Source organism: Dietzia sp. B19, from assembly GCF_014145155.1.
Classification (GTDB): Bacteria; Actinomycetota; Actinomycetes; order Mycobacteriales; family Mycobacteriaceae; genus Dietzia; species Dietzia natronolimnaea.
This window is the reverse complement of sequence record NZ_JAALED010000184.1, coordinates 1-2,087: the sequence shown is the minus strand read 5'-3', so window position 1 is coordinate 2,087 and position 2,087 is coordinate 1. Positions and strand designations below refer to the sequence as shown.

Sequence of the window (2,087 nt, the reverse complement as noted above, 5' to 3'; positions counted from 1 at the left end):
GGAGGCGGCGGCGAACACCGTCGCCAGAGTCAGGGCCCGCATCCCACCCGCGGCGCGGCGGCCGGCCGTGGGCGTCGGTTCAGCGGCGGCCGGCGTGGTCATCGGGCATGCCGAGGGTGGGTGGCAGCGGTTCCGAGAACAGCCACGCGGACCACAGGGGACGCAGGTCGACGGGGGAGTGGTCGGCGGCCATGTGCAGGAAGTCGTCGGTGGTCGCGGTGCTGCCCGAGTACTTGGTCACCCAGTCACGCAGCAGCTGGAAGAACTGCTCGTCGCCGATCGTCAGGCGCAGGGCGTGCAGGGTGAGCGCGCCGCGCTTGTAGACGCGGTCGTCGAACATGTCCTTGGGGCCGGGGTCGGCCAGGAGCAGGTCCTGGGGTGAGTTCTGCAGCTTGGAGTAGTAGCGCAGCGCGTGGCTGCCCGCGTCGGCGCCGCCGGAGAACTCGGTCCACAGCCACTCGGCGTAGCAGGCGAAGCCCTCGTGGAGCCAGATGTGCTTCCATTCGGCGGCGGTGACGGCGTTGCCGAACCACTGGTGCGCGAGTTCGTGGGCGATCAGCCGCTCGTCGTCCGTGCCCGCCTCGGCGGTGTTGCGGCCGAACGTGGACATGCCCATCGCCTCGAGGGGGATCTCCAGCTCGTCGTCGGTCACCACCACCTTGTACTCACCGAACGGGTACGGGCCGAACAGGTCGGTGAAGACCTCGATCATCTCGAGCTGGCGGGCGAACGCCACCCGGAAGTCCCGCTTGAGGTCCGCGGGCAGGTAGGCGTGGAACGGCACCGCCCCACCCGTCACCTCCAGGTGCTCGTACTGCCCCAGGTTGATCGTCACGAGGTAGGTGGAGGTGGGCTGCGGGAGGTCGAACTCCCAGGTGGTGGTGCTGCCGCTGCGCTTCTTGCCCACCAGCGAACCGGTCACGACCGCGCGGTACGGGGAGTCGGTGGTGAGCCGGATCCGGAACGGGGCCTTGGACGACGGGTGGTCGTCGCACGGGAACCAGCTGGCGGCGCCGTTGGGCTGGTTGGCCACCAGGACCCCGTCGGTCAGTTCCTCCCACCCGACCTCACCCCATGCGCCGCGGATCGGGCGCGGGTTGCCCGCGTACCGGATGGTGAGCGTGAACGCGGCACCGACGGGGATCGGCTCGGCCGGGGTAACGGTGAGCTTGCCCCGCGGCCGGCTGTACCTGGCGACCCGACCGCGGTCGAGAGACACCTTGGACACGTCGAGGTGGGGGGACAGGTCGAGCTGCACCGAGTCGAGCGGTTCGGTGGCCGTGGCGGTGATGACGGCCTGGCCACGCAGGTTGTTGGAGCTCATCTTGTAGGTGAGGTCCAGTTCGTACCGGGTCACCCGGTAGCCGTGGTTCCCGGCGCTGGGCAGGTAGGGGTCGACCGGATCGGCGCGCGACGAATCGCGGGGGGCTGCGATCTTGGCGATGAGGTCCTTCTTGACTGCCTTCAATTCCATGACCTGCGCGAGTGTAGTGGACCCGGGGTGATCGGCACCGCCCCCGGCGGCCGGGCGGTGAAAACTACTTGCCAAAGTGGAAAGTAGTTGCCTATGGTCTAGTCATTGCCCGGTTGGACACTCCCGGGACCGTCACGAGGAAGGTGTCGCCATGACCACGGAGAACCCCGCCACCGGCGAGCTCGATCGCGCCGAGGCCGCCCGGCTCCTGGCGGAGGTCGAGGGTCGCCCGCCGGTCAGCTCCACGCGCGACGCCCGGGTCTTCGCCTGGTTCGCCGCCGTCATCGCGGTGGTGATGGGTGCCGGGACCATCGCGATCATGTTCTCCAACTGGGCGATGGTGCCGTACGTGGTGCTGCTGTTCGCCGTGATCTTCTGGCAGCGGCGATCGATCGGCGCCAGTCCCCGTGGTTCGGCCCGGACGTACCTCTGGGGGGTCGCGGGCTCCGGCGTGGTGGTCCTCGTCGTCGTCACCGGGTTGCACGTCATCCGCACCACGATCGGCCTCACCCCCTGGTGGTACCTCCTCGGTGCGGTGCTGGTGGCGGTGCCCGGACTGATCGCCGCCGCGCGCATCGCACGCCGGGGTGCCGCCCGGTGACCGGCCCGCAGG

General features: G+C 69.7%; 2 protein-coding genes. One reads left to right on the top strand and one right to left on the bottom strand.

The genetic code is table 11. From position 1 onward, the window contains the following. Positions 1–79: 79 nt before the first annotated feature. The gene (locus G6020_RS06405) at positions 80–1,468 is read right to left on the bottom strand and encodes a M1 family metallopeptidase (protein WP_182610047.1); all 1,389 of its coding nucleotides are present in this window, start codon (positions 1,466–1,468) and stop codon (positions 80–82) included. A 157-nt stretch (positions 1,469–1,625) separates the two neighbouring features. Here G6020_RS06405 and G6020_RS06400 point away from each other — a divergent pair, with 157 nt between their 5' ends. Beyond that, positions 1,626–2,075, top strand: a complete 450-nt coding sequence (locus G6020_RS06400; protein ID WP_182610046.1) for a hypothetical protein — start codon at positions 1,626–1,628, stop codon at positions 2,073–2,075. The last annotated feature ends 12 nt before the right edge of the window (positions 2,076–2,087 follow it).

What these genes read in the sequence shown, in the direction of transcription:
- G6020_RS06400 (WP_182610046.1), top strand. Translation starts at nt 1,626, where the DNA reads ATGACCACGGAGAACCCCGCCACCGGCGAGCTCGATCGCGCCGAGGCC.